This window comes from Azospirillum sp. RU38E, assembly GCF_900188385.1.
Classification (GTDB): Bacteria; Pseudomonadota; Alphaproteobacteria; order Azospirillales; family Azospirillaceae; genus Niveispirillum.
The window spans coordinates 126,911-152,528 of the sequence record NZ_FZOI01000001.1 but is presented as its reverse complement, the minus strand read 5'-3'; the positions used below and the strand labels follow the sequence as shown (position 1 = coordinate 152,528).

Sequence of the window (25,618 nt, the reverse complement as noted above, 5' to 3'; positions counted from 1 at the left end):
GCCCGACATTTTTCGTGAATGCCGGGCCGGGTGCAGTAGCGTAAAATTCCGCGATGGGTTTTACGTCAGGGTTCGCGTGGCTTCAATATGCAGCTCTGCGGTGTCTGCCTTCTGTCTGTAGCACGGTCAGAAACGTTACATTTTTCATTAAACCTTGCTGCCACGGTCACGCGGTACAGATAATGTCGCTTCGCAGAAGGTCCAGGATTTTCGGGAAAAAATCACATGAGCCGTCCGCCGCGTGCCGAACTTGCCCAGGTTGTGCTGCAGGAGGCAAGGCGTCTGGTTGCCGACCAAGGTGTGGGTGCCCTGACGGCGCGGCAACTGGCACTCTCCGTCGGTTGTTCTGTCGGCACGCTGTATAATCTCTACCCCAACCTGGACACGGTAAAGCTGCATCTGAATGCGGCACTGCTGGAACAGCTGGCGACGGCGGTGGGCGCGGCCGATCTGGCGGCGGGTGGTCCCCAGGCCAGTCCCGAACAGCGGTTGCTGGCGCAATCGCGTGCCTATCTGGCCTTCGCCTCTACCCATTTGAACCTGTATCTGGCCCTGATCGATAACCGTCCACCGACAACGGATGAGCCTGCCCCCGACTGGTTTCTGGAAAAAGTGGCCCGACTCCGACGCGGGGTGGAGGCCGCCATCGCCCCGCTGATCCCCGATGGGGACGAGGCGCGGCTGGAACGCGCGGCGACCACCATCTGGGCCTCCGTGAATGGCCTGTGCGAGGGGATCGTGTCCGGCAACCTGGCCCGTGTCTCCCGCACCGATCCCGATCTGTTGATGGAAGAGCTGGTCGCCACCCTTGCCGCCGGGTTGCGGGCGCGGGGATAATGGCGGACGGGCCCTTACCTTGCTGAAGGATTGTCATTGATGCGCCCCATGATCACCCGGCTCGCCTTGCTGCTGTCGCTGCTGGCCGCACCCGCCGCCCTGGCGCAGACGAGCACGGTTCGGGAGGAAATTCAGGTTTCCGTGGCGGGACGGCCCGAGACATGGCGGCTGGTCTGGGATGGGCCGACCCGTCCCTTCTGCGGGCTGGATGATCTGGCAACGGCCGATACAGGCCCCTGCAACGGTTTCGCCTATGGCGAACAGGGGGCGCTGTTTCTGGAACGGCGTGGGGCGGATGGGGGGCTGCTGGATCGGTTGGGCCTTGGCCCCGCCTTCCGGGACAGCGACCTTGCTGGGCTGGATATCGGCAATGCCGCCCTGCCCCGCTGGCCAGTGCAAGACCGGGATGGGAATTTGGCAAAGGCCGGAGCGCCGGAAATCGCCGCCTTCACCGCCCGCGTCCAGGCCCGCCCGCCGGTCCCCATCATGGCGCTGGCTGATTATGACGGCGATGGCAAGGCCCTGGAATTCCTGTTCCAGACCAATGTGCTGCCCACTTCCAAACAATATTACGCCGCTGCCGGCATCGACCCGACCACGGGCCGACTGCACCTGCTGCACTCCACCGCCCGGCCCGACCGCGCCCTGGTGTTGAGCAAGGCGGCCTGGCAGGCCCTGGCCCGGGGCGGGCCGCCGGCGGAAGTCCCCTTCTGGGCCTGCGACGATCATGGCGCCGACATCCGCCAGACCTATTGGCTGGCGGCACAGAAGGGGCAGATTTCCGTGACGATACGCGACTATGATTGCGCCAGTTCAGCCTTGCAGAAGGAAGAGGCATGGTGAGGTTCCGGCAATCTCTAGCGCGGGCGCTGGTCTGTGGCATCACCCTGGTGGCGGCTTTGCCGGTGATGGCGGCGGAACGGCCGGTGGATGCGGCCAAGCTGCTCTCCAACCGGCTGTGTGGTTCGCTGTCCATCGCCGTGGACAGCATCCCCGGCAAAGGCCCCGCCTTCCTGCGCAGCTATGATGCCGCCAGCGGCAGCGGCGCGCCGGCGGAACCGGCCTTGAAGACGGCCGCCTTCACCTATGACAATGCCCTGGCCGTCATTGCGCTGACCGCCTGCGGTGAACGCGCCCAGGCCCGACGGATTGGGGAGGCGCTGCTGGCCGCCACGCTGGAGGATCGGGCCGGGCCGGTGGCGGGGCGGCTGCGCACCGCCTATCGCGCCGGGCCACAGCAGGAACGGCCCATCCCGCCCAATGGCTGGTGGCAGGAAAAGCCGGGCCGCTGGGCGGAAGACGCCTATCAGGTGGGCACCAGCACCGGCAATGTCGCCTGGGCCGGGCTGGCCCTGCTGACGCTGGCGGAATCGACGGGCGACCAGCGGTTTCAGGAGGGGGCCGCCAAGCTGGGCCGCTGGGTGCTGGACAATGCTGCTGATACGCGCGGCCAAGGAGGCTTTACCGGCGGGCTGCATGGCTATGACGTCCAGCCGGTGAAGCTGAACTGGAAATCAACCGAGCATAATACCGATCTGCTGGCCCTGTTCGGCTGGCTGCAACGCGCCGGCACCCCCGGCCCCTGGGCGGATGGCACGGTCAAGGCGCGCGGTTTTCTGGATGCCATCTGGCGGGCGGACAAGGGCTGGTTCCCCACCGGCACGCTGGAGGATGGCGCCACAGTGAATGAGGGCAATTCCGGCCTGGATGCCCAGCTCTGGCCCCTGCTGCTGGCCGATGCGCCGGCGGAATGGCAACGCGCGCTGAGCTATGCCGAACAGGCGCACGGCGTAGAAGGCGGGTTTGATTTCAACGCCGACCGCGATGGCGTGTGGGTGGAGGGCACGGCACAGGCAGCCCTTGCCTATCGCGCCACCGGTCAGGCGGAAAAGGCGGCCGCGCTGCTGGAAAGCCTGACCGGGGATATCAGCCCCGGCGGCTATCTCTGGGCCACGCGGGGGGCGAAGCTCAGCACCGGTTTTGCCATCGGGCCGGACAGCAAGGAGGCGGATTTCTTCTATTTCCGCCAGCCGCATCTGGGGGCCACCGCCTGGGCCGTGCTGGCGGCCAAGGGCTGGAACCCCTTTACCGGCAAAAAGCTGGAACCTTGAGGGAAACCGCCGCTTCTGGGACAGTGGGCAGCACAGCAATCCCGACGGAAAGAATAAACAAAATGCGCCTTGCCCGTAGCCTGCCCCTGCTGACCCTGGCCCTGGCTCTGGCGGCCCCTGCCGATGCGGCCGAAACGCGCCATCCCACGCCCAAGGAGGTGCTGGACAGCTCCCCCCTGGCGGACTGGCGCGAACCGGTGCCGGAGAACACCTTATATATAGAGCTGCCAACGGGCCGGGTGGTGGTGGAACTGGCCCCCGGCTTCGCGCCGGCACATGTGGAGAATATGCGCAAGCTGGCGCGCGAACATTGGTATGACGGCACCGCCGTGGTGCGGGTGCAGGATAATTACGTCACCCAATGGGGGATGCCGGAAGAAACCCCGCGCCCGATGAAAACGGCCAAGGACAAGCTGGCGCCGGAATTCACCGTGCCCGGCGGCGTGGCAAGCCTGCCCTTCACCCCCCTGCCCGACCCGGATGCCTTCGCCCCGGAAGTAGGGATTTCCGATATTTTCCCCGCCGCCCGTGACCGGCAGACCGGCGAAGCCTGGATGACCCATTGCTATGGCATTGTCGGTGTGGGCCGCGACATGGCGGTGGATAGCGGCAGCGGGGCAGAGCTTTACACCGTCATCGGCCACAGCCCCCGCGCCCTGGACCGGGTGATCACCGTGGTGGGAAGGGTGCTGTGGGGGATGGAACATCTGACGGCCCTGCCCCGCGGCACCGGCAATCTGGGCTTCTATGAGAAGCCGGAACAGCGCACCGCCATCAAATCCGTGACACTGGCCGCCGACGTGCCGGCGGCGGCGCGGGAGAGAATCCACGTCCTGTCTGGCCAAAGCGCCAGCTATGGCCAGTGGCTGGAGGCGCGGCGGCAACGGCAGGATGATTTCTTCATCCGACCCGCCGGCCATATCGACCTGTGCAACGCCATGCCGCCGGTGCGGCGGATACCGGGGTAACGCACGTGGCGCCCTTCAGCCTCCCTTCATCCCGGCCCGGTTTCGGCCTATGATGGGGCGAGGATGAGGGAGGCTGGCATGGCCGAGGCACGACGCTACCGCATCAACAGCCGTGATGAGTTCCTGGCCTGGGAAGCCCAGGCGGAGGATCGTTACGAATTTCTGGGCGGCATCATCCGCATGATGGCGGGTGGGCAGGTGGTGCATAACCGCATCGCCGGCAACCTGTTCCTGCTGCTGGCCCCTGCCGCCCGCCAGCACGGCTGCGAGGCGTTCCAGCAGAACCAGAAGCTGGCCCCCGATCACGCCCAGGATGTCGTCTATCCGGATGTATTTGTCACCTGTCGCCCGGTGCGCGATGAAGACCAATTCATCGGCGGCGCCGGGCTGGTGGCGGAGGTTCTGTCAAAATCCACGGCGGAGGATGATTACAGCTGGAAATGGGAACTGTACCGGGAAATGCCGGAGCTGCGGCATTATCTGGTGCTGGACACCAAGGCCGCCCGCATCACCCATTATCACCGCGCCGAAGCGGGCGGCCCCTGGCATATTGATCTGGTGACAAGCCGCCAGCCGCTGCTGCCCCTGGCCCTGCTGGATGTTCAGCTGTCCCTGGCCGATATCTATGCAGGCACCAGCCTGCTGACCGCAGAGGGAGAAGCCTGATGTCTCGCTTTGAGCCCTGGATGACACCGGAAATACAGGCGCTGGTCGATCAGCACCGCGTTGACTGGGACCAGATTGATGAGGAGGCGGTGGCCAAGGCCGCCCTGGCCCTGCTTTATCTGGGGCGGGAGGGGTTGCATCAGACCTGGAAAGGCTATGACTGGTCGGTGCTGGATAAGCTGCACGCCATGGGGCTGATCGATGATGCCCGCAACAAACGTAAAAGCCTGTACCTGACCAATGAGGGATTGGCACAGGGCAAGGCAGCGGTGGCGGCGCTGTTTCAGCGCCGCGGCTGACCCCGGCCCGTTCAGCCGCGGAAATCGCCCAGCGGTTTGGCTGGCGGCAATTGGGCCAGCAGCGGCTCCACCGCAAAGCCGGGGGCGGCGTCGCCCTGGCGGAAACGCCGGTAATCCAGCCTTTCCCAGCCGCCGCCCCCGAAATGCTGGCGGTAAAGGGCCACCCGTTCCCGATCCATCACGGCCAGCTTCACCACTTCACGCACGCCGGTAATGGGGGCCTTCCCGCTGTCATAATGGTCGCGCAGCAGGGCCAGCGCCCAGGCGCCGACCAGGAAATGGCCACCCATGGAAAGGCGCATCCGCCCGTCAGCCACGGCATCCAGCGCTTCCCGCTGCCAGTTCAGGCCGACGAAGAAAATATCGCCGCCGGGGCGCCGGCCCAGATCAATGGCGGCCTGCATGGCCCCCAGCGCCATATCATCATTGGCCGCCCAAACAGCGGTGACCTGCGGCTGGCGGCGCAGCAGGGCCAGCGTGCGCTGATAGGCCTCCTCCCGGCTCCAGTTCACCGATACCTCATCCAGCAGCTGGGCGGCGGGATCGGCGCGTAACACCTGATAAAGCCCGGTCAGCCGATCCAGCGCCGAGGAGGTGGAACGTGTGCCCCCGATGGCAATCAGTGGCACCTTGCCATCCCTGGACAGGCCGGCCCGCCTTGTTGTTTCGATCAAGGCGCGGGCCATGAAACGGCCAGCCCCGAGATTATCCGGCATCAGGGAGCCCAGCAGATAGTGAATCCCGCCGCCATTATTCAGCATGGCAACATCTTCTTCCATCAGGCCGCTGAAGGTGAGAAGGCAGGGGATGTTACGGCGCTGCGCCGCCTGGATGATGGGGACGGCCGTGCGATATTCATTGACCACCAGCAGATAATCGGGCTGCTGATCGACCAGCGCTTCGCCCAAGGCAATGATTCGGCTGCGGTCGCGTTCGCCCCATTCGATGATCAGGTCAATATCCAGATCGCGGGCCGCCGCCCGCATGATCGACGCAGACATTTGCCAAAACGGGTCGGACTGCCGGCCCGGTGCAGCCAGGGCCACCCGCAGGCGGCCCGCATGGGCCCGGGCCGGCAGACCGGAACAAATTCCGGCTGCCGCACCCGTAGCGAGAAAAAAACGGCGGGAGAGGACGGATTGCAACAATTCAACCAGCTTCGCTATTTGTCACCATAGCTTCATTGACTGATTGTAGATCGTTCCCGCCCGGTTTGAAGCCGGGTTTTCCCACCCAATCGGATAGGTAGACACATCTTTACGGATTAGTTCTTACGATCTATGGGCGGCATTTCTGCCAGGAACGCGGTTAGTACCTTGGCGGCATTGCTGGCCGCCAGCCCCAGGAAGGTGTTGATCCGATTGGTATCCGGGTCTGCCCCCGCCAGGTCGGAGACGCTGCGGAAGGCGATGAAGGGCAGATGGTTCTGTTCGGCCACCAGGGCCACGGCCGCCGTCTCCATATCCACCACCCGCGCCTGCATGGTGCGGGAAAGATAGTCCCGCCAGGCCGCATTATCCATGAACGCGGGGCCGGAGACGGCATCGCCGCCCACCACACCCTTGGGCGTGGTTTCCAGGCAGGTTCTGTTGGCGGCACAGCGATCCAGCACCACCGTCGGCACCAGCTTTTCCGCCAGTGCCAACAGGGCGGGATCAACGGCGAACCAGAATTTGCGCTCCGGTTCCGCCTTGCCTTCCCGCCTTACATAGGCGTTGGACGGCTGGAAGACGCCCATCGGCGGATAGGGCAGGCTGGCCCAGGGCACCGGCGCCAGGGAACCATCCGCCGTCTGTCGCACGATATGGGTTTCCAGATACTGGCCCCAGCGGCCGGGCACGGCCACATCGCCAATATGCAGGCCGCCATCCACCCCACCGGCGACACCGCTGAACAGCAGGGCCCGCACATCGAACCGGTCCACCAGCATCTGCGTCGTCATGGCGGCATTGACCATGCTGATGCCGGACAGCACCAGCACCACCTGTTTGCCGCCCAGCGTGCCGGTGGTGAAGTCGATGCCATTGACGCTGTAGGTCTGCTTGTCCCGGGTCGCCGCCAACAGCACCACCAGTTCCGGCGCATAGGCCGACATCACGGCAATGCGCGGTGTGGTGTCCAGCGCCGGGGCGGCAAAGCCAGTTGTCGGCAGGAAAAGGGCCGCCAGCAGAAGAACAAAAGCAAGCAGACGTCGCATCCCATACCCCATAGAAGAAAAACGGCGGGCAATCTGATGCCCGCCGCGTCTGGTTCAATCCTTACGCTTTCTGCGTCTTGATCCAGTCTTTCACCTGTTCGGCCAATATTTCCAGCGGCACGGCCCCGGTGCGCAGCACCAGATCGTGGAACTGGCGCAGGTCGAATTTCTTGCCCAGTTCCCGCTTGGCCTGTTCGCGCAGCTCCATGATGCGCAACATGCCAACATAATAGCTGGTGGCCTGACCGGGGCTGACGATATAGCGGTTCACCTCCCGCTCCACCTGATCGCGGTTCAGCGGGGTGTTGGACACGAAATAATCGATGGCCTGCTGGCGGGTCCATTTCTTGGCATGGATGCCGCTATCCACCACCAGCCGCACCGCCCGCCAGATCTGCGTCGTCAACCGCCCGAAATCGGCATAGGGATCCTGATAGAACCCCACCTCCTTGGGCAGCATCTCCGAATAGAGCCCCCAGCCTTCCACATAGGCGCCATAGAGGCTGAAGCGGCGGAAGCTGGGCACATCCCCCAGTTCCTGGGAAATGGCGATCTGCATGTGATGGCCGGGAATGCCTTCATGATAGATGATGGCATCGGACTGCCATTTGGCCATTTCCTGCATGTTGGACAGGTTGGCATAGAAGATGCCGGGCCGTTTGCCATCAGGCGAGGGCTGGTTATAGAAGGCCGGCGGGGAGGTCTTTTCCCGGTAGGGCTCCACCGCCTTCACCACCAGCGGGGCCTTGGGCTTGGTGATGAACCATTCATCCAGCCGGGCGGTGAAATCGGCCAGCACCTTCTCGCAATGGGCCAGATAGCCGGCGCGGCCGGCCTCATCATTGCTGAAATAGAATTTCGGATCGGTGCGCAGATGCTGGAAAAATTCCTGCAGGCTGCCCTTGAAGCCGACCTTTTCCATGATGCCGCGCATTTCCGCCTGCAACAGGCCGACATGCTTCAGGCCCAGCGCGTGGATCTGGTCCGGCGTCATGTCGGTGGTGGTCTGCAGCTTCACGGCCAGCCGGTAATAGGCATCGCCATCCGGCAACTTCCAGACACCATCCGCTTCGGTCGCCTGTTCCTCCAGCTTGCCGGCGGCCACGTCCAGCGCCTGATAGGCGGGCTTGACCTTTTCCACCAGGATGCGGCGGCAATCGGCCACCAGCTTGTCTTTCTCCGCCTGGGGAATGCTCAGCGCATCCACCTTGGCCTTGAAATCGATGAACAGCATATTGTCATCGCCGCTGTCATCGAAGGGCACGCCGCTGATGATCGACCGGATATCCGGCCGCATCCGGGTCAGGGAGAATTTGGGCGGGATGATGCCCTTGGCGGCACTGTCATAGCCACGATCGATGGTCTGCTGGATCAGCCGGGGAATCCCCTCCAGCCGGGCCAGGTAGGCCCGCGCATCGCCGATATCCGCCACCTGATGGGCATTCACCAGGAAGCTGGGGATGCCGGTATGCCGGCCCCAGAGATGGTTCAGCGGATAATTCCAGGCCCGCCAGCGGTGGGCCGCAATCTCCATCTCGCACTCATTCTCATAGAGCCGGTAATTCAGCCGCGCGGCCGGCGGCAGCTTGGCCGGGTCCCAGCCCTGGCGCAGCAGCTTCAACGCCTGGCGGGTACGGTCGACGGCCAGATCGGCAAAGGCGTCGCTGTCATCATCCCAGCGGTCATAATTGGTTTTGCGCCCGCGATAGGTCTGCGTTTCCGGCGACAATGACAGCGCCGCCTCATACACCTCTTCCAGGAAAGCATTCAGGGCGGCCACATCGCCCTTGTCCTTCGGCGTGGCGGCGGGCGACAGGGTCAGCGGACCGGGGCCGGCGGCCTGGGCAAGGGCGGGAAGCGCGCTGCCGAGGCCCAGCGCCACCGCGGCAACGCCGCCCAGCATGGCGCGGCGGGAGGGGGAAATGACCATGGATTGCCTTCTGTTCTTTATGGTTAACCCGTTACTTTGGCGACAAGATAGCGCAAAGCCGCGCCCCTTGGCGTGCCTCAATAACCCGCCGCGTTGCCATCCACGCGCATTTCCGTGCCGGCATGGTAAACGCCATTGGCATGGTCGCGCAGAATGGCTTCGTAGCTGCCATAATGCAGGCCGGGCTTGATCTCCACCTTATGGCCGCGCGCCTTCAGCGCCGCCACCACATCGGGTGCGATCCCCTGTTCCAGATAAAGCGTGCCGACGCCATCGCCCTTTTCCCCCGTCGGTTCGGGGGAACCTTCATGCTGCCAGCGGGCGGCGTCGCCCGCCTCCTGCACATTCATGCCGAAATCGATGATGTTCACCAGCACCTGCACATGGCCCTGCGGCTGCATCGCCCCGCCCATCACGCCATAGGAGAGGAAGGCCTTGCCATCCTTGGTCACCATGCCGGGAATGATGGTGTGGAAGGGCCGCTTGCCGGGCGCATAGACATTGGGATGCTTGGGATCGAGCGCGAACTGTTCGCCGCGATCCTGCAGCATGAAGCCCAGCCCGTCGGGCACCAGCCCTGATCCCATGCCGCGATAATTGGACTGGATCAGCGCCACCATCATCCCGTCCTTGTCGGCCGTGGTCAGGAAAATGGTGTCGTGGCTTTCCGGCATGATGCCGGTTTCAGGGGCACCCGCCTTGGCCATATCGATCAGGCCCCGGCGCTGCGCGGCATAATCCTTGGAGATCAGCTTTTCGATGGGCAGCTTCACGAAGGTCTGATCGGCATACCAGCGCGACCGGTCTGCGAAGGCCAGCTTCTTGGCCTCTACCGAGACATGGATGAAATCGGCGCTGTTATGGCCCATCGCCTTCAGGTCGTACCCTTCCAGAATGTTCATCATCTGCAAGGTGGCCAGCCCCTGGCCATTGGGCGGGATCTGCCACAGATCATGCCCACGGTAACTGGTGGTGATGGGCTGTACCCAATCGCTGTGATGGGCAGCGAAATCCTCGTAGCGCAGCGGGCCGCCGATGCGTTTCATATAGGCATCGATGGTGCGGGCGATTTGGCCCTTGTAATAGGCATCGCGCCCGCCCTTGGCCACCAGGGACAGGGAATTGGCCAGATCGGGATTGCGGAAAATCTGCCCCGCCACCGGGGGCTTGCCATTGATCAGATAGGTCTTCTTGGCGTTCTCCAATTCCTCGATCACGCTGCCCAACTGGTCGAACCGGCGGAAATTCCCGGCCCAGCCCTTGGCGATGAAAGGCGACAGCGGGAAGCCGTCGCGGGCATAGTTGATGGCGGGGGCCAGTACCTGTTCCATCGACAGCTTGCCGAACTTGCCATGCAGTTCGAACCAGCCATCCACCGCCCCCGGCACCGTGACGGACAGCGACCCGTGCGACGGGATGGGCTTGCCGGGCCCCAGCCGCTGGGTCAAGGCTTCCAGGCTCTGCCCCTTGGGCGCGCGGCCAGAGGCGTTCAGCCCATGCACCTTGTTGGTCTTGGGGTCCCAGACCAGGGCGAACAGGTCGCCGCCCATGCCGCTGCCGGTCGGTTCCATCAGGCCCAGCGTGGCATTGGCGGCAATGGCCGCATCCACGGCCGAGCCGCCCTGCATCAGGATGGCAATCGCCACCTGGGTAGCCAGCGGCTGGCTGGTGGCCGCCGCGCCATTGCGGGCGATCACCTCTGACCGGCCGGCGAAATTGGCCCCGACCAGCCGGTCACCCCGGCCTGCCTGGGGAATGCTCCCCGCTTCGGCCGCGACGGCCAGATCGCCCATGATGGTCGGCATGAATGTCGTCGCCCCCAGCAGCAACAGCGCCCGCCGGCGCGAATGGATGGATTGCATCGTCCGAAAAACCTTCCCTGTGCATGGACGGGGCTGTGCCCCTTTTGTGATTATGAAAGCAGTTGTGCAGATTTTACGGTGCCGCCTTGGGTGCTGCAACCATTGCCCTGCCCAACGCGCTGTGCCAGCCTGTCCCCTTGGCAATATGACCGATTGCAGGAGTATGTCCCGTGCGGGTGATGGTGAATGGTGCGCCGATCTGGTTCGATGTGGAAGGCGCCAAGCTGGTGCCGGATGGCGAGACGATGCGGGCGCGGCCGACCCTGATTCTGCTGCATGGCGGGCCGGGGTTCGACCATGCCTCCTTCAAGCCGGCCTTCGGGGCGTTGGCGGACGTGGCGCAGGTGATCTATATCGACCATCGCGGCCAGGGGCGCAGCGGCGGGGATGATCCCGCCACCTGGACGCTGGCGCAATGGGCCGATGATGTGAAGGGCTTCTGCGACGCGCTGGAAATTGAGAAGCCCTATGTGCTGGGCAACAGTTTCGGCGGCTTCGTCGCCCAGGCCTATATGGAACGCCATCCCGGCCATGCGGCGGGGGTCATCCTGTCTTCCACCGCCGCGCGGATGCGGCTGGACCTGATCATCAACGCCTTTGACCGCCGCGCCGGGGCAGATGTCGCCGCCGCCGCGCGGGATTTCTGGACCGACGTGCGGGCCGACAAGGTGGCCGCCTACAGCAACAGCTGCATGGGTTGTTACACGGTCAACCCCGCCCCCGGCGGCATTATCGGGCGTGCCCGCTCCATCGTCCGGCCGCAGGTGCTGGAACATTTCTCCGGCCCTGATGGGGAGATGTGGGGAATGGATTTCCGGAAAAGCCTGGGCAAGGCGCAATCCCCCGTGCTGGTGCTGGCCGGTGACGATGACCCCATCACCCCCTGGGAAGCGGCGGAAGAGCTGATCGCCCATCTGCCCAAGGCGACATCGACGCTGAAACGGTTTGCCGCCTGCGGGCATGGCACCTTCCGCGACCAGCCGGCGGGAACCTTCGACCTGCTGCGGGAGTTCATGCAAGTCTGACGGCGGCAGCGCTGCTGCGATGGCAGTGCAGTGATGCCGGTCATAGCCCTGGACCGGCATTACCCGCATTGCCGTTACCTGAACAGCGCTCAAAATCACGGAAGTGACGCCGACCATGCGCCAGCGCCCCCGCCTGCCCGCCCTCCTGTCCTGCGCCCTGCTGCTGGGCACGGCCCCTGCCCTGGCGCAAAGGGGACCGGCAGACCCGGCCGCCCCGCAGATCAACACCCCCACGGCGGGGGCGGAAACAGGCACGCTGACGCTGATCCTGGAAAACGATCTGTTCTATAATATCGACCGGCACTACACCAACGGCGTGCAGGCGGTCTGGACGACGGCGCGCGACGGGGTGCCGGACTGGACCAAGGATTGGGCCCGGCTGGTGCCCTTCTTTGCCCAGGATGGCCATTTGCGCGCCGTCTTCGCGCTGGGCCAGAACATGTACACCTCCAGCGATATCAAGATCGCCGATCCGCCCCAGACCGACCGGCCCTATGCCGGCTGGCTGCATGGCTCGGTCGGGCTGATCAATGAGAACAACAAGCGGATGGACCAGTTGCAACTGACGCTGGGCGTCATCGGCCCGGCCTCGCTGGCGGAGCCGGCGCAGAAATTCATCCATAAGCTGATCGATTCGCCCAAGCCCATGGGCTGGGACACCCAGTTACATAATGAACCGGGGCTGGTGCTGACCTATCAGCGCAGCTGGCGGCAGGATCTGTTGGGCGGTGCTGGATTCGGCATCGATATGATGCCGCATGTCGGCGGGGCGGTGGGCAATGTCTCCACCTATGCCGATGCCGGGCTGATGTTCCGCGCCGGCTGGCACCTGCCGGCCGATTTCGGCCCGGCGCGCATCCAGCCATCGCTGCCCGGCAGCGGCTTCTTTGAACCGGATGCCGCCCATCCCATCGGCTGGTATGTGTTCTTCGGCGCGTCCGGCCGGGGCGTGGCGCGCAACATCTTCCTGGATGGCAATACATTCCGCGACAGCCGCAGCGTCGACCGAAAATTCTGGGTCGGCGACCTGCAGGCCGGCATCGCCATCAATATTTATGATGTGCGCCTGACCTATACCCATGTGTTCCGCAGCCGCGAATTCACCACCCAGGATAAGGGTGACCAATATGGTGCCGTGGCGCTGACCTGGCAGTGGTAGCAAACTTCCAGAATCATCTGGCAATTTTTCGCAATAAAACTACCGAATCGGACCTAGCGATCGGTAACTTCCGGCGACATCCACCTGATCTGGTTGTATGCTGTTTAAAAAGGGTGGAACGCGAAGAAGGCGGCAACAGGCATGGCAGTACCGATCAAGATGGCGGATATCGCCCGGCTGGCGGGGGTATCGGTGTCCACCGTTTCCCGCGCGCTGGCGGGCAGTTCCCTGGTCCCCGCCGCAAAGCGGGAAGAGATATTGGCCATCGCCCAGGCCCAGGGTTACGTCATCAATGAACAGGCCCGCAACCTGCGCCTGAAGAAAACCCGCACCATCGGCGTCGTCATCCCGCTGGGGCATGAGGTGGGGCAGCTGATCTCCGACCCGTTCTTCATTGAACTGTTCGGCCGGCTGGCTGATGAAATCACCGCGCGCGATTATAATGTGCTGCTGAGCAAGGTGGCCAAGCCGGAGCCGGGCTGGCTGGACCGGCTGATCCAGTCGCAGCGCACCGACGGGCTGATCGTCATCGGGCAGAGCGACCAGCATGAGGCACTGAACAACACCGCCCGCACCCATCTGCCCCTGGTGGTCTGGGGGGCGCATATGCCCAACCAGCTTTATTGTTCGGTCGGGTCGGACAATATCGGCGGCGCCTATACAGCGGTCAGCCATCTGATTCGCCAGGGGCGCCGCCGCATCGCCTTTCTGGGCATGGCCGATGTGCCAGAGGTGAGCCTGCGCCGCGAAGGCTATCTGCGCGCCCTGGCCGAAGCCGGGATCGCCGCCGATCCCGCCTTGATGGAACCGGCGCATTTCACCCTGGATACGGCCTATGACAGTATGCGCCATCTGATTGACAGCGGTATCGGCTTTGATGCCGTGTTCGCCGTGTCGGACGTGATCGCCATTGCCGCCATGAAGGCGCTGGCCGCCGCCGGCCGCCGGGTGCCGGACGATGTGGCCGTCATCGGCTTTGACGATATCACCGTCGCCGCCTATAGCAGCCCGCCACTGACCAGCGTGCGCCAGGATCTGGCGCGCGGGGCCCGGGTGATGGTGGACCTGCTGTTCCGCCGGATGGAGGGGGAGGACACACCTTCCGCCACCATGCCGGCCGAACTGGTGCTGCGCCGGTCCTGCGGGGCGGCGTGATGCCGCCCGGCCTCAAAGTTCGTCCAAGAACTTTTATTTCTTTTCCAATCTCTTAACCGTCATTCCCGCGAAGGCGGGAATCCATACGACAGCTCGGATTTTGGATTCCCGCCTTCGCGGGAATGACGGTGGAGAACGGGCAAGGTTTCGAAAGTCTGGATAACTTTCCGGACAGACTCTCAGGACTGGCCGTTGCCCCCTTTGAAGGCATTCAACACAGTCAGCAGGCTGGTCAGGTTATCGGCAACCCCGGTCTGCGCCACCCTTTCGGTCGCCGCAGCGGCTGCTGCCTTATCAATGCTGTAAATCTCCGTGACGCCCATGGTGTCCATCGGGATCTGCATGTTCTGCTGCGCGCTGGCGGCATTTTCAAACTGGATGCCGGTGGAATGGGCCTCGACCTGAGAGAGGCTGCCCAACGCCACGGCGGGGGCGTCCCCCACCACCTTCACATTGCTCTGCGTCACGGCATCGGTGATCTGCGCATTAACCGGCTGACCGGACATGGTTACCCTCTTTGGCTGTGTGGCATCTGCCATTCACCATCTTAGCGGGATTTCAGCCGTATGTCTGCCTATCCTTTCACCAGGGTCAGATAGGGCCGGTGCCCATCATGGCTGGCGGGCGGATGGGCACCCAAAGCGGCAATCTGCCGCCCGATGGCCTGGGTGAATTCCCCCAGACCGGGCCAGCTGGTGATGCGGCCCATCAGCTTGGCCCCCCGAAAGACGAAGAAGACCGGGATGCCGTGCAGGGCGAACCGGTGCGCCATGTCTAGGTCGTCATAGACATTATCCTGCAGCCAGCGCACCTCCGGCCAGGTAAAGCGCTGCGGCGCCGACAGCATCGCCTGCTTGGCAATATCGCAATTGGGGCAATCGCGGCCCCAGAGGAACAGAATGGTCAGCGGCGGGGCATCGGCCTCCGCCAGCGCCGCATCCAGTTCAGCCGCCGTCACGCGGCGCATGGGAAATTGGTCAAAAAACAGCGGTACGGCGGACATGGGCGTGTCTCCCCATTTGGGACAGGGTGTTACCAGGGTCGCCAACGCCGCGGCAGGGCCGCCTATTGCAGTTCGGCCAGTCGCTCCGCCTCTTCCTGGGCGATCAGCGCATCGACCACCTCGTCGATCTCGCCAGCCATGAACCGGTCAATCTTGCCATAAAGCGTTAAATTAATTCTATGGTCGGTGATGCGTCCCTGGGGAAAATTATACGTCCGGATACGTTCGGACCGGTCGCCGCTGCCGACCTGGCTTTTGCGGTCGGCGGCACGTGCGCTGGCCAGCCGCTGGCGCTCCGCCTCATAAAGCCGGGCGCGCAGCACCTTCAGGGCCTTGGCCTTGTTCTTGTGCTGGCTTTTCTCATCCTGCTGGCTGACCACGATGCCGCTGGGCAGGTGGGTGATGCGCACCGCACTGTCGGTGGTGTTGACCGACTGGCCGCCGGGGCCGGAGGAGCGGAACACATCAATGCGCAGGTCGCGTTCATCGATCTGCACATCCACCTCCTCCGCTTCCGGCAGCACGGCCACGGTGGCGGCGGAGGTGTGGATACGACCCTGGGTTTCAGTGGCCGGCACGCGCTGCACCCGATGCACGCCGCTTTCGAATTTCAACTGCCGGAAGACGCTGCGCCCGGTGATGGTGGCGCTGGCCTCCTTATAGCCGCCGATACCGGTCTCGCTGATCTCCATCACCTCGAACCGCCAGCCGCGCAGGCCGGCATAGCGCTTATACATCTCGAACAGCTCAGCGGCGAACAGGGCCGCCTCATCCCCGCCGGTGCCGGCCCGCACTTCCAGGATGGCGTTCTTCTCGTCCGCCTCATCCTTGGGCAGCAGGGCCAGCATCACCTGGCGTTCCAGTTCCGGCAGACGGCGTTCAGCGTCGGCCAGTTCTTCCTGCGCCAGGGCCCGCATCTCCGCATCCTCACCTTCCGCCATGGCGGCAAGGTCGGTCAGGTCGGCACGGGCGCGGCGCATCTCGGCAATGGCGGCGGCCACCGGTTCCAGCTCGGCATATTCCTGGCTGGCCTTGACGAAGGCATCGCCCACCAGGGCACCCGTGGCCAGCCCGTCGCGCAATTCATCAAAGCGCATCATCACGCGGGCCAGCGGCTCACCAAATCTCTGTTCAAAATCGGACAAGGAACGGCCCCCGGACACGGCAACAGCAAATGACAAAGCGGTGACTGGATATAGGCGATCCGGCGGCCCCGGTCACGCCCCTTGGCATGGCATGTGGCTTGGCCCTGTCTTCCAGCACGAAAAAACCCCCGTCCTGGGCGGGACGGGGGTGAAGGGATCCACGCGGCACACCGGCCGCATGGCCGATGGAGACCGGGGGCGCCTTACTTGGCGGCGATGGTGACGGTGATGGTGTCGGAATAGTCGCCGGCAATGTACTGGTCAGAGGCCGGGACGGTAACCTTCAGGTCGGACTTCTTGTTGAACTGGGCGTTGGCGCGGTCGACCACCATCTGGGAGGTCAGGCCACCGCCCTGGTTGTCGTAATTGACCTGATAGGTGATCTCGTTATTGCCGGACTTCAGCTTGCCGGCATTGGTGGAGGCCAGCGTGATCTTGTAGCCATTGCCGGAATTGCAGGTCTCGGTGACATTGCCGACCGTCTTCTGGTTCTCACCATTCTTCAGGGAGAGCGACTGCGACAGGTCGGTAACGGCGATGGTGCAGGACAGGGCGACATTGCCGCGCAGCTGGATGGTGCCGTTGGCATTCTGCGCCAGGGCCGGGGCGGCGAAGGCAGCGGCGGTGGCAACGGTCAGGACAGCGGCGCGGGCGAAAGTCTTCAGCATGGTCAGCTCCATCGGTTCAGTGTGTCTGAGGCGTTATCGCCTTCATGCCGAGGAAGGATTGCACCTGCGATGCCAAGAGGGTGGCACACCATAAACGATTGAAATTATGCATGTCTCCAGATAGAAACGCTAAAGGGAAAGTATTGCAATATGCAAATTGTTGAATTTTGCAATTGCATGAATATAAACTTTGCTAAATGCAACGGGTCATACTCTGTTGTCACTGCGCGTGGCACAGGGGTATAACCTAACCTTTCAGTTAGGTATTGGCGTTCAAGAGGCTTTTTGGGACAGGTGGGGCGGGTTTCAGCCGCCAATGCCGGCCAGGAACAGATGCGGCTGATCCTGCACCCGGTCGGCGGGCAGCCAGACGGTGACGGTGGTGCCCTGGCCCAGGCGGCTTTTCACCAGACAGCCGCCGCCATGCAGCCGGGCCAGCGCCTGTACCAGCGGCAGACCCAGCCCGACACCGCCAGCCTGGCGTGACAGGCTGCCTTCCACCTGGCGGAAGGGTTCCAGGGCCTTGGCGATATCTTCTTCCCGCATCCCGATGCCGGTATCGCGTACCACCAGTTCCAGCCGCCCGCCTTCCCCCAGCCGGGCGCCACAGGTGACGGTGCCGCCGGCCTTGGTGAATTTCACCGCATTGGTCAGCAGGTTGGAGAGGATTTGTTTCAACGCCACCTCATCGGCGCGCACGGGCGGCAGGCTTTCGGTCATGTCGGTTTCCAGGGCCACCCCGCCCTTTTCCGCCCGTTCGCGCACCAGCCGCAGGCTGGCCCGGACGATGCGGGGCACATCCACCACCCGTTCCTGCAATTCTTTCTTGCCGGCCTCGATCTTCGACAGGTCCAGAATGTCGTTGATCAGTTCCAGCAGCATCAGGCCGCTATCATGAATATCCTGGGCATATTCAACATAATTGGCATTGCCCATCGGCCCCAGCGCCTGGGTGCCGATAATCTCGGAAAAGCCGATGACGGCATTCAGCGGCGTGCGCAGCTCATGGCTCATATTGGCCAGGAATTCGGATTTGGCGCGGTTGGCCATTTCCGCCGCCGCCAACGCCTGTTCCAGGGCCAGACGGTCCAGCCGGCGTTCGGTGATGTCGCGCGCCGCGCCCTGAAAGGCGATGGGGGTGCCGGCAGCATCGCGGATGATGCGGGCCGTCAGGGCCACCCAGATGGGGGTACCATCCCGCCGCCTGACCTCCAGCTCCATACTGCCGGTGAAGCCCTGCTTCAAGACGGTGCGCGTGATCTCCGCCCGGTTTTCCTGATCGACATACAGGTCGGCGGAAGCATTGGCGATGCGGCTTTTCAGTTCCGCCTCGCTCTCATAGCCCAACAGGCTGACCAGGGCCGGGTTGGCGGACAGGAAGCGGCCTTCGGTGTCGGTGATGAACAGCCCTTCCAGGGCGCTTTCATACATGTCCCGATATTTGCGCTCCGCCGCGGCCAGTTCGGCCTTTTCGGCCTCCAGCTGGGCGATGCGGGCGGCCAGTGGTTCCAGCGCCGCTTGTGTCCGCGCCTGGGCGCGGGTGGCCAGTTCCAGCCTCAACCCATGGGCCAGCACCGCCACCAGCACGCCCAATGCCAGACAAAAGAAAATATCGGCCAGCGGATGCCAGCGCAGCAGGTCCGGCAATTCATGGCCGCCTGACGGGACTAGCGGCACGGGGATCAGCCCCTGCACTGCCACCCCATGGGCCGCCACCAGGATCAACAGGGCCAAAGACAGCGCCAGCCCCACGGCCAGCCCGACAGGGTGTCCGATCAGGCCAAACAGCCGCGACACGGGCCGGGACCCGTTCCCGCGATCGGTCCTACGCTTGTCCTGCAACGGAAAGTTCCTGGGACGGGGGGTGGGAAGGCGGGGTATCTGGAATTATAAGTAGCACTCAATCGGGCTTCGGTTAATGCCCATGCGTATCCACAAAGTAGAAAAACCATCGCCCCCGTTTGCCACAGTGGAAAGTCAGTATGCAGCAGCTGGCGGTCACACACGGGCGACCTATTATCAGAATATGCGCGGGGCTTGCCCCTATCATATGGCTCCCCTTAAAGGACATGCACCATGCCGCACGCAATCGCCATCATCGGGGCCGGTTTGGCCGGTCTGGCCGCCGCACGGCGGCTGGCGGCGGTGGGGCACGCGGTGTCGCTGTTTGACAAGGGGCGCGGGCCCGGCGGGCGGCTTTCCACCCGCCGGGCCGGCGATTGGCGGTTCGATCATGGCGGGCAGTTCGTCACCGCCCGCGATCCGGCCTTTCAGGCCGTGATGGCCGGGCTGCTGCGCGCCGGCCATGCCGCCCGCTGGGAGGGGCGCATCGTGCGGCTGGAAAGCGATGGCGGCATCAGCCCGCATCCGGTGGAACGGTTTGTCGGCACGCCCGGCATGAACGGGCTGATCCATGGCTTGGCCGCCGACCTGCCGGCCGCCTGTGCCCCACGCTGGGGCACGCGGGTGGCCGCCATCAGCGGCGGGCCGGGTGACTGGCACCTGCTGGGGGAGGATGGCGGCGATCTGGGCCATTTCGGCCGGCTGGTGCTGGCCATCCCGGCCCCGCAGGTGGTGGACCTGCTGCGTGCCCCCGCCCCGGCCCTGGCCGAACAGGCGGGAACGGCCATCCTGGCCCCCTGCTGGGCGCTGATGCTGGGCTTTGCCGGGCCGGTGCCGGATATTGGCTGGGATGCCGCCTTCATCGCCGCCGCCGGCGGGGAGAATCGGCCGCTGTCCTGGATCGCCCATGATGGCGCCAAGCCAGGGCGCGGCGGGGCTGCCAGTTGGGTGGCCCATGCCAGCCCCGACTGGTCACAGCGCCATCTGGAAGAAACCGCCGAGCAGGTGACAGGGCCGCTGCGGGCCGCCTTTGCAGCCGCCACCGGTATTGACGCCGCACCGGCCTTCATCGCCGCCCATCGCTGGCGGTATGCCCTGCCCAGCCGGCCGCTGCGCGATGGCTTCCTGTTCGATGAAACACTGGGCATCGGGGTGGCAGGGGATTGGTGCCTGGATGCCAGGGCAGAGGCCGCCTTCCTCAGCGGCCATCACCTGGCCGGGGCGATGGGTGCGGCATGAACATCCCCGACCCGGATGATTATGTGCCCAGCCCCTGCCAGCGCCGCTGCGCCCTGGACCGCCAGGGCCGTTTCTGCACCGGCTGCCGCCGCACGGTGGCAGAGATCACCGGCTGGGGCAGCATGACCCCGGATGAACGCCGCGCCGTCTGGGCGGCGCTGGAAACACGAAAGTAGAAAACACCTCCCGGCGGGGTAAACCCCCGCCGGGAGGGGATGAACACTCAGCCCAGCGTCTTGTCGATCAGGGCGACCGTTTCAGTCACGCCATAGAGCGCGATGAAGCTGCCCATGCGCGGACCAGTGGTCTGGCCCAGCAGCACCTCATACAGGGCCTGGAACCAGGTGCGCAGCTCGGTGAAGCCGTGCTTCTTGCCGACCTCGAACACCTGATTTTGCAACTGGTCGGCCGGCGTGTCGGCAGCAAGCCCGGCCAGCACACTGCGCAACTCGGCAATGGCAGCGCGTTCCTGTTCCGTCGGGGCGCGGTACTGTTTCGTCGGCTTGACGAAATCCTGGTAATAGGTGACGGCATAGCCCACCAGCTTATCCAGGAACGGTGCCGTCTCCGGGCTGGCACCCGGCGCATAGCGACGGATGAAGCCCCACATCACATCGGCACTTTCGGCATTGGCCGCACCGGCCAGATTCAGCAGCAGGCCAAAGGTCAGGCCCGCCGTGCCCTTCACCGCGTTCGGCACCATGCCGTTATGGATATGGTGGACAGGGCTTTCCAGCTTCTGCGCCGGTTCGGCCGCGTCGAACTTCTCCACAAAGGTCAGGTAATCATCCACGGCGCGCGGGATGACATCGAAATAGAGCTTCTTGGCCGCGCGCGGCTTGTTGAACATGTAAAGCGCCAGGCTCTCCGGCGGGGCATAGCGCAGCCATTCCTCCATCGTCAGGCCATTGCCCTTCGACTTGGAAATCTTCTGGCCCTTCTCATCCAGGAACAGCTCGTAATTGAAGCCTTCCGGCGGGGTGCCGCCCAGGATCTTCACGATCTTGCCGGCCAGTTCGACGGACGGGATCAGATCCTTGCCGGCCATTTCATAATCAACGCCCAGCGCGAACCAGCGCATGGCCCAGTCCGGCTTCCATTGCAGCTTCACATGGCCGCCGGTAACCGGCACCTCAACCTTTTTGCCGTCTTCATCCTCAAACACGATGGTGCCGGCATCCACATTGCGTTCCAGCAGCGGCACCTGCAAAACGCGGCCCGAGGAGGGGCTGACGGGCAGGAAGGGGCTGTAGGTGGCCTGACGTTCAGCACCCAAGGTGGGCAGCATCACCGCCATCACCTCGTCATAGTGGCGCAGCACGGCCAGCAGGGCATGGTCGAAGCGGCCGGACGTATACCAGTCGGTGGCCGACTGGAATTCATATTCAAAGCCAAACCGATCCAGGAAGTCCCGCAGCATGGCGTTGTTATGATGGCCGAAGCTTTCATGCGTGCCGAACGGGTCCGGCACCTTGGTCAGCGGCTTGCCCAGATGCTGGGCCACCATATCGCGGTTGGGGATATTGTCCGGCACCTTGCGCAGGCCGTCCATATCATCGGAAAAGGCGAACAGGCGGGTGGGCACGCCAGGGGCCATGCGTTCAAACGCGCGGCGCACCATGGTGGTGCGCGCCACCTCGCCAAAGGTGCCGATATGCGGCAGGCCCGACGGGCCGTAACCGGTCTCGAACAGGACATAGCCTTTGGACGGGGCTTTGCCGCCAAGGCGCGCGACCAGTTTGCGCGCCTCCTCAAACGGCCAAGCCTTCGCCGCCAATGCCAGTTCCTGATCGCTCATCGTCATCACCAATGACCAAGGGGTTGTACATAACGCCCGCACCCTAGGTCGGCTGCGCCCGACGGTCAATCACCGCCCGAGCCGGGGCGGGCATACCCGGACAAGGGGTACAGCATGACCAATGATTATCTGGGGTAGCAAAAATATTGCAATCATTCCCGTCTTATAAAAGAATGGAAAGCAGATTGAAGGGGAGGGACCACAATGTCCGGGGTTATTCTTCGCGCATCAGAACAGGAACGTGATTTCCCCGTGGCGGAGCTGTCGCCGCCGGTACGGCCACAGCCCAACCTGCCCGACGATCCCTATGAGCTGGGGTTGACCAGTGCCGGGGCGATCTCTGCCGGGGCCTATATTGCCGGGGTGATGGATTTCCTGGTGCAGGCGCTGGATGCCTGGCAGGCGGCGATGGACGATCCCGCCATGCGCGATCTTATCCCCGACCATAAGGTGCTGGTGCGGGTGCTGACGGGGGCATCGGCCGGTGCCATCAACGCCGCCCTGCTGGCCGTGCTGCGCGACCGTGATTTCAAGCATTTCGCCAGCGACCCCAATCCCGGCGGCGGGGAACAGCCCACCGGCAACCCGATCTTTGATACCTGGGTCAACCGCATCGGCATCGCCAATCTGCTGGCGGACACGGATATCGCCAAGGGACAAGCGCCGCAGTCGCTGCTGGATGGCAGCGTCTTGCCCATCATCGCCCAGCGTGCCCTGGCCGATGCCAGCACCCTGCCCCCCATCAAGCGGCGCTGGCTGGCCGACCCGCTGCGGGTGATCCTGACCCAGACCAACAGCCGCGGCGTGCCCTATTTCGTGCCCTTTGCCAACAGTACCGCCGGCCAGGGCATGATGCAGCATGGCGATCAGGCGCGCTTTGCCGTGGCGGTGCCGGGCAGCCCGCAGCAACAGCCGGCCTTCCCCGATGAACAGCCCCTGTCCGGCCCGCCCAGCCCCGGGGGCGACTGGACCCGGCTGACCGATGCGGCCATTGCCAGCGGCGCCTTCCCCATCGGCCTGCCGCCGCGCCAGATGCAGGCCAAGCCGGAAGATTACACCTATCGCGTCTATTTCCCCGACGGCGATGATCTGGTGGTGGTGCCGCCGCAGGGCAATGACTGGCCGGGCCGGACAGACCCCGCCTATACCCAGCCCCGCCCCTATGCCGGCATTGATGGCGGGGTGATCGATAATGACCCGTTCGGTGTGGCACATGATATCCTGGCCGGCGGCTGCGGGCAGAACCCGCGGGAGGGGAACGAGGCGACGCGCAGCGTGCTGATGGTGAACCCCTTCCCGGAAGTGCCGAATTACGGCCCGGCAGAGGCGTCAGCCCTGACCGTCACCCGTGCCCTGGTCAATCTTCTGTCGGTGATGAAGGAACAGGCCCGCTTCAACGCCAAGGATCTGATCCTGGCCAATGTGGAAAATGTCTTCAGCCGCTTCATCGTGGTGCCCAAGGCGGGCAAGCCGGTGAAGGGAAAATACAGTCTGGCCTGCGGTTTTCTGGGCGGGTTCGGCGGCTTTATTTCCCGCCGGCAGCGGGTGCATGATTTTATGCTGGGCCGCCGCAACGCGCAAAAGCTGCTGCTGGATCATATGGTCCTGCCGGAAGACAATCCGCTGTTCAAGAACTGGAAAGACAAGCCCTTTGCCGCCGCCTATTACGCGCTGGATTATGATGGCAAGGTCGCCTTGAACGAACATGGCAAGCGCTTCCTGCCCATCATCCCGCTGCTGCGCGATGGCGGCGGGGTGAGCATCGATCCCCGCTACAAGATACCCGAACAGAAGGAAGAGCCTTGGCCGGTCGGCGCCGTCGACCCCGCCGCCGTGGCCAAACAGGTGGAACGGCGCGCCCGCGCCCTGGGTACGGCGCTGACGGCCGGCTTCGGCTGGCTGACCCGCACCCTGGTGCGCCTGGGCCTGTCGCTGTTCGGCTATGGCGCGTTGCGCCGCGAGGCGGAGGAATATCTGACGGCGCAGAAAAAGGAATGGGATCTGTGATGCCGTAGAGCCGGGGGCCGGGCAGCCGGCCCCCAGCCCTCACACCCGCCCGGCCGCCGCTGTCAGCTGGCGCAGATATGTCAGGTGCCCGTCGGTCAGCAATTCCGCCTGCAACCGCCAGCCCCAATTGCCATCGGGCAGGCCCGGTATATTCATCCGCGCCTCTGTGCCCAGGCCCAGCACATCCTGCAAGGGCGTGATGGTCAGGCGGGAATTCACGCCCAGGGCAAAGCGGATGAAATCCCATTGCGGGGCCCAGGCGTCGCTGCCCAGATAATGCAGGATGGTGCGGCCGCGATCACTGTCGCGCCCGCCCAAACTGTTGAACCAGCCCATGATCGTGTCATTGTCATGCGTGCCGGTATAGAAGACGCTGTTGGCGCTGTAACGGTTGGGATCGTACTGGCCGGGATCGAAATGATCGCCCCATTCAAAGGGCAGCACCCGCATTCCGGGGAAGCCGAAATGGTCGCGCAGCCGCTCTACCTCGGCGGTGATGATGCCCAGATCTTCGGCGATGATCGGCAGTTCGCCGAACCGGTCGCGCAGGGACTGGAACAGCTCATAACCCGGTGCCGGCACCCAACGGCCATTAATGGCGGTTTCCTCTGATGCCGGGATTTCCCAATAGCTTTCGAAGCCCCGGAAATGGTCGATTCGCACCATGTCCACCGTTTCCAGCGTCTTCAGGATGCGGCGGTGCCACCAGGCGAAACCCTCTGCCCGGTGCGCGTCCCAGCGGTAGAGCGGGTTGCCCCAGCGCTGGCCGGTGGCGCTGAAATAATCGGGCGGTACACCGGCCACCAGGGTGGGGCTGCCATCCTCTGCCATCTCGAACAGATGCCGGTTGGCCCAGACATCGGCACTGTCGCCGGCCACGAAAATCGGCAGATCGCCCATGATGCGGATGGATCGGCGGTTGGCCTCCGCCTTCAGCCGCTGCCATTGGCGGAAGAACAGGAACTGGATCACTTTCACCTTGGCCAGCTCATGGCCCAGCGCTTCCCGCGCCGCGTCCAGTTCCACCGGATCGCGCGTGGCCAGCAGCGGTTCCCAGCCCATCCAGGCGGAGCCGCCATGGCGTTGCTTCAACACGGTGTAAAGCGCGAAATCATCCAGCCATTCAGCCTCGTTGCGGGCCAGGAACAGCTCAAAATCGCCCCATTCCGCATCTTCCGGCGGACGTTTCAGAAAGGCATCGGCCACCTGATCCAGGGCTGCCAGCTTGGCACCGGCCACCCGGTCATAATCCACGCGCGGGGCCTCATTCCCTGGCAGCCCGTCCAGCAGGCTGGCAGGGGCAAAACCATCGGTCACCAGATCGTCGAAACTGATCAGCAGCGGGTTGCCGGCAAAGCTGGACAGGGCGGAATAAGGGCTGTTGCCCATGCTGGTGGGGGCCAGCGGCAGGATCTGCCAGACCGTCTGCCCCGCCATTTCCAGCTGTTCCAGAAAGCGCCGGGCCGCCGGCCCCAGATCGCCAATGCCATGCCCGCCGGGCAGGGAGGTCGGATGCATCAGGATGCCACTGGCGCGCTGGTCGATCATCTGCGGGCAAGCTTTCCGGGACAGGGGGAAGGGAGGCGGATGAATGAACGCTGCCGGCGCGCGATCCGCCCCGGCACCCCATGATTTCGTATCGCATGGTGCAATGCAACGGTTGCACGCATCGGTTTCCTGTTACAGTCTTCTTTACAGCCGGAATAA

Annotated in this window: 23 protein-coding genes; 12 read left to right on the top strand and 11 right to left on the bottom strand. The window is 64.1% G+C overall.

All coding sequences use genetic code 11. From position 1 onward, the window contains the following. Window positions 1-225 precede the first annotated feature (225 nt). The 6 genes from CHB97_RS00665 (at window position 226) to CHB97_RS00640 (ending at window position 4,881) form a co-directional block, all read left to right on the top strand. Entirely contained in the window at window positions 226-837 is a 612-nt protein-coding gene (locus CHB97_RS00665; RefSeq protein ID WP_089286012.1) for a TetR/AcrR family transcriptional regulator, read from the top strand. Window positions 838-876: 39 nt separating this feature from the next. After that, entirely contained in the window at window positions 877-1,680 is an 804-nt protein-coding gene (locus tag CHB97_RS00660) for a hypothetical protein (RefSeq protein ID WP_089286011.1), read from the top strand. After that, on the top strand, window positions 1,674-2,948 hold the full coding sequence (locus CHB97_RS00655) for a hypothetical protein (protein WP_089286010.1): 1,275 nt from the start codon (window positions 1,674-1,676) through the stop codon (window positions 2,946-2,948). The genes CHB97_RS00660 and CHB97_RS00655 overlap by 7 nt, the downstream gene beginning before the upstream one ends. Window positions 2,949-3,010: 62 nt before the next feature. Continuing rightward, window positions 3,011-3,916 carry a peptidylprolyl isomerase gene (locus tag CHB97_RS00650; protein ID WP_089286009.1) on the top strand — a complete coding sequence of 302 codons (906 nt, stop codon included), beginning with the start codon at window positions 3,011-3,013 and terminating at the stop codon, window positions 3,914-3,916. A 78-nt stretch (window positions 3,917-3,994) separates the two neighbouring features. After that, entirely contained in the window at window positions 3,995-4,582 is a 588-nt protein-coding gene (locus tag CHB97_RS00645; protein WP_160105440.1) for a Uma2 family endonuclease, read from the top strand. Beyond that, window positions 4,582-4,881, top strand: a complete 300-nt coding sequence (locus CHB97_RS00640) for a DUF6429 family protein (RefSeq protein ID WP_200819763.1) — start codon at window positions 4,582-4,584, stop codon at window positions 4,879-4,881. Before CHB97_RS00645 ends, CHB97_RS00640 begins: the two co-directional genes overlap by 1 nt. Before the next feature lie 11 nt (window positions 4,882-4,892). Here the strand turns inward: CHB97_RS00640 and CHB97_RS00635 are convergent, their stop codons facing one another. The 4 genes from CHB97_RS00635 to ggt all read right to left on the bottom strand — a co-directional run bounded on the left by CHB97_RS00635 (window position 4,893) and on the right by ggt (window position 10,870). Beyond that, the gene (locus CHB97_RS00635) at window positions 4,893-5,927 is read right to left on the bottom strand and encodes an ABC transporter substrate-binding protein (protein ID WP_256387107.1); all 1,035 of its coding nucleotides are present in this window, start codon (window positions 5,925-5,927) and stop codon (window positions 4,893-4,895) included. Between the two features lie 218 nt (window positions 5,928-6,145). Continuing rightward, window positions 6,146-7,078, bottom strand: coding sequence for a 5'-methylthioadenosine/S-adenosylhomocysteine nucleosidase (locus CHB97_RS00630; RefSeq protein WP_089286006.1), 933 nt, complete (start codon window positions 7,076-7,078; stop codon window positions 6,146-6,148). A gap of 61 nt (window positions 7,079-7,139) precedes the next feature. Beyond that, entirely contained in the window at window positions 7,140-9,008 is a 1,869-nt protein-coding gene (locus tag CHB97_RS00625; RefSeq protein WP_089286005.1) for a DUF885 family protein, read from the bottom strand. 77 nt (window positions 9,009-9,085) lie between these two features. Further along, the gene (ggt, locus tag CHB97_RS00620; protein WP_200819762.1) at window positions 9,086-10,870 is read right to left on the bottom strand and encodes a gamma-glutamyltransferase; all 1,785 of its coding nucleotides are present in this window, start codon (window positions 10,868-10,870) and stop codon (window positions 9,086-9,088) included. Between the two features lie 179 nt (window positions 10,871-11,049). On the opposite strand from ggt, the gene CHB97_RS00615 reads away from it, so the two are divergent. From CHB97_RS00615 to CHB97_RS00605, 3 genes are all read left to right on the top strand, one after another. Continuing rightward, a complete protein-coding gene (locus CHB97_RS00615) occupies window positions 11,050-11,895 on the top strand; it encodes an alpha/beta fold hydrolase (RefSeq protein WP_089286004.1) in 846 nt (281 codons plus the stop codon). A gap of 115 nt (window positions 11,896-12,010) precedes the next feature. Next, complete coding sequence (locus tag CHB97_RS00610; RefSeq protein WP_089286003.1) at window positions 12,011-13,054, top strand: lipid A deacylase LpxR family protein; 1,044 nt, start codon at window positions 12,011-12,013, stop codon at window positions 13,052-13,054. Window positions 13,055-13,195: 141 nt separating this feature from the next. Continuing rightward, complete coding sequence (locus CHB97_RS00605; RefSeq protein WP_200819761.1) at window positions 13,196-14,209, top strand: LacI family DNA-binding transcriptional regulator; 1,014 nt, start codon at window positions 13,196-13,198, stop codon at window positions 14,207-14,209. A 179-nt stretch (window positions 14,210-14,388) separates the two neighbouring features. Here CHB97_RS00605 and CHB97_RS00600 read toward each other — a convergent pair whose 3' ends face one another. From CHB97_RS00600 to CHB97_RS00580, 5 genes are all read right to left on the bottom strand, one after another. Further along, window positions 14,389-14,715 carry a RebB family R body protein gene (locus CHB97_RS00600; RefSeq protein ID WP_089286002.1) on the bottom strand — a complete coding sequence of 109 codons (327 nt, stop codon included), beginning with the start codon at window positions 14,713-14,715 and terminating at the stop codon, window positions 14,389-14,391. A 68-nt stretch (window positions 14,716-14,783) separates the two neighbouring features. Continuing rightward, the gene (locus CHB97_RS00595; RefSeq protein ID WP_089286001.1) at window positions 14,784-15,212 is read right to left on the bottom strand and encodes a thiol reductase thioredoxin; all 429 of its coding nucleotides are present in this window, start codon (window positions 15,210-15,212) and stop codon (window positions 14,784-14,786) included. 62 nt (window positions 15,213-15,274) lie between these two features. Then, window positions 15,275-16,357 carry a peptide chain release factor 1 gene (prfA, locus tag CHB97_RS00590; protein ID WP_089286000.1) on the bottom strand — a complete coding sequence of 361 codons (1,083 nt, stop codon included), beginning with the start codon at window positions 16,355-16,357 and terminating at the stop codon, window positions 15,275-15,277. A gap of 203 nt (window positions 16,358-16,560) precedes the next feature. Next, complete coding sequence (locus CHB97_RS00585) at window positions 16,561-17,025, bottom strand: spore coat protein U domain-containing protein (protein WP_244559335.1); 465 nt, start codon at window positions 17,023-17,025, stop codon at window positions 16,561-16,563. Window positions 17,026-17,331: 306 nt separating this feature from the next. After that, window positions 17,332-18,822 (bottom strand): HAMP domain-containing sensor histidine kinase, encoded by a 1,491-nt coding sequence (locus CHB97_RS00580; RefSeq protein WP_089285999.1) that lies wholly within the window; start codon window positions 18,820-18,822, stop codon window positions 17,332-17,334. 279 nt (window positions 18,823-19,101) lie between these two features. Here CHB97_RS00580 and CHB97_RS00575 point away from each other — a divergent pair, with 279 nt between their 5' ends. Next, complete coding sequence (locus CHB97_RS00575) at window positions 19,102-20,106, top strand: NAD(P)/FAD-dependent oxidoreductase (protein ID WP_089285998.1); 1,005 nt, start codon at window positions 19,102-19,104, stop codon at window positions 20,104-20,106. Beyond that, the gene (locus tag CHB97_RS00570; protein WP_089285997.1) at window positions 20,103-20,282 is read left to right on the top strand and encodes a DUF1289 domain-containing protein; all 180 of its coding nucleotides are present in this window, start codon (window positions 20,103-20,105) and stop codon (window positions 20,280-20,282) included. The genes CHB97_RS00575 and CHB97_RS00570 overlap by 4 nt, the downstream gene beginning before the upstream one ends. Window positions 20,283-20,329: 47 nt before the next feature. Here CHB97_RS00570 and CHB97_RS00565 read toward each other — a convergent pair whose 3' ends face one another. Beyond that, window positions 20,330-21,910 (bottom strand): lysine--tRNA ligase, encoded by a 1,581-nt coding sequence (locus CHB97_RS00565; protein WP_089285996.1) that lies wholly within the window; start codon window positions 21,908-21,910, stop codon window positions 20,330-20,332. A gap of 198 nt (window positions 21,911-22,108) precedes the next feature. On the opposite strand from CHB97_RS00565, the gene CHB97_RS00560 reads away from it, so the two are divergent. Then, window positions 22,109-23,911, top strand: coding sequence for a patatin-like phospholipase family protein (locus tag CHB97_RS00560; protein WP_089285995.1), 1,803 nt, complete (start codon window positions 22,109-22,111; stop codon window positions 23,909-23,911). 39 nt (window positions 23,912-23,950) lie between these two features. Here the strand turns inward: CHB97_RS00560 and malQ are convergent, their stop codons facing one another. Further along, complete coding sequence (gene malQ, locus CHB97_RS00555; protein WP_089285994.1) at window positions 23,951-25,459, bottom strand: 4-alpha-glucanotransferase; 1,509 nt, start codon at window positions 25,457-25,459, stop codon at window positions 23,951-23,953. Window positions 25,460-25,618 lie beyond the last annotated feature (159 nt).